The organism is Streptomyces sp. NPDC052107, from assembly GCF_040680215.1.
Classification (GTDB): domain Bacteria; phylum Actinomycetota; class Actinomycetes; order Streptomycetales; family Streptomycetaceae; genus Streptomyces.
This window is the reverse complement of the sequence record NZ_JBFAWG010000286.1, coordinates 1-1,354: the sequence shown is the minus strand read 5'-3', so window position 1 is coordinate 1,354 and position 1,354 is coordinate 1. Positions and strand designations below refer to the sequence as shown.

1 protein-coding gene and 1 pseudogene are annotated in these 1,354 nt (G+C 73.6%); both read left to right on the top strand.

The features are described from left to right. A pseudogene (locus tag AB0M27_RS47870) lies at window positions 1-747 on the top strand (hypothetical protein); the annotation flags it as partial. Next, window positions 744-1,354, top strand: a 611-nt coding sequence (locus AB0M27_RS47865) for a hypothetical protein (RefSeq protein ID WP_365732469.1), incomplete at its 3' end; no start/stop codon positions are given. The pseudogene AB0M27_RS47870 and the gene AB0M27_RS47865, both read left to right, overlap by 4 nt.

Here is a 1,354-nt window from a genome sequence, read left to right as displayed (position 1 = left end):
CCTGCCCAAACAGGCCGGGGTATCAACATATCTGGCGTTGTCGAACCCGCCGCCGACCCGACCGCGCCGACCCCCTGGAATCTGCAAGAGACAGAAGCGTTGCGGCTGTTCCTGGCCCGGCTGACCGTCTCAAGCCCCAGCCCGCAGCACACCGTGGCCCGCGTGCGTGGCGCCCAGGCCGGCTTCCTGTCCCGCTCGCTGCTGCTCAACGTGCCCGACGACCTCACCAGCCGCGCGGGGCCGGGCATCACCACCGTGCCCCTCACGCCGCGCGTCGTGCACACGATCACCGTGCGCCTGCCCAACCCGCTGCGCGCCGCCGCCATCGCGGCCCTGCTGTTCACCGGCACGGACACGTCGCTGCTGTCGATGACCCAGATAGCGAGCGTCGACGAGGCCCACGCCACCGTGGCCATCGACCGCGACTCGCGGATCCACATCGGCGAACCGCCCGGGCCCCGGCACATGTACACCGTCCCGCCCCGCGCCCGCCCCCTGCTGCGCGCGGCTGTGGAATTCCGCCGCCGCACCCCGCGCGCCGCCGACAATCACGGCCTGTTCGCGAACTGCTTCGGCACCACGCCACGCTTCGAGGCCCTCATCGCCGACGCCGGCCTCCCGGTCCCTGCCCTGGCCCACCCCCATTCAGGGGACGACTGGCACACTGCCGCTCGCTGCTGGCACCTGCACACCCCCGCGCCACCCGCCCCTGATGTCCTGCCGCGCCTTGGGGAGTTACGCCCGTGACCTTGACCGACCAGACTCCGCCGCCCGGCGGCACCTCCGCAGTCGCGTTCGACTTGAAGTTCCTGCGCGAGCGCGCCGCTCAGTGCCGGCTCACCGATGAGGACCTAGCCGCGCTGACCGGCATCCCCACCACCGACTTCGGCACCCGCCTCACCCCGCACACTCTCCCCGCCGCGGCCCTGTTCACCCTCGCCCGCGCCCTGAACACCTCCGCGGAATCCCTCCTGCGCCAGCCCGGACCGGCCCGCCGTCCCGCCCCGGGGCTGGCGGGCCACGCCACCGTGCTGCACGCCGCCCTGCTCGAGGCCGACCGCATCCACCCAGACGACCTGGCTTCCGCGCTGGAATGGACCCCGCACCGCCTCAAGCGCGCCGCCACCGCACTGGCCGCCCACCTCGAGCAGACAGGCAGCCCCCACCGGCTCGTCCACACCGACACCACCATCCACCTGACCTGCGCACCCGACCTGCTCACCGGCAAGCAGCGGCAGAACCTGCACCACGCCGGGCACACTGCCGCCTCCCTCGCCCCGGGCGAGGCCGCCGCCCTGGCCCGCCTGCTGCACCACACCGCCCGCGGCCTTACCCCCGACCTGCCCGCTGAGCA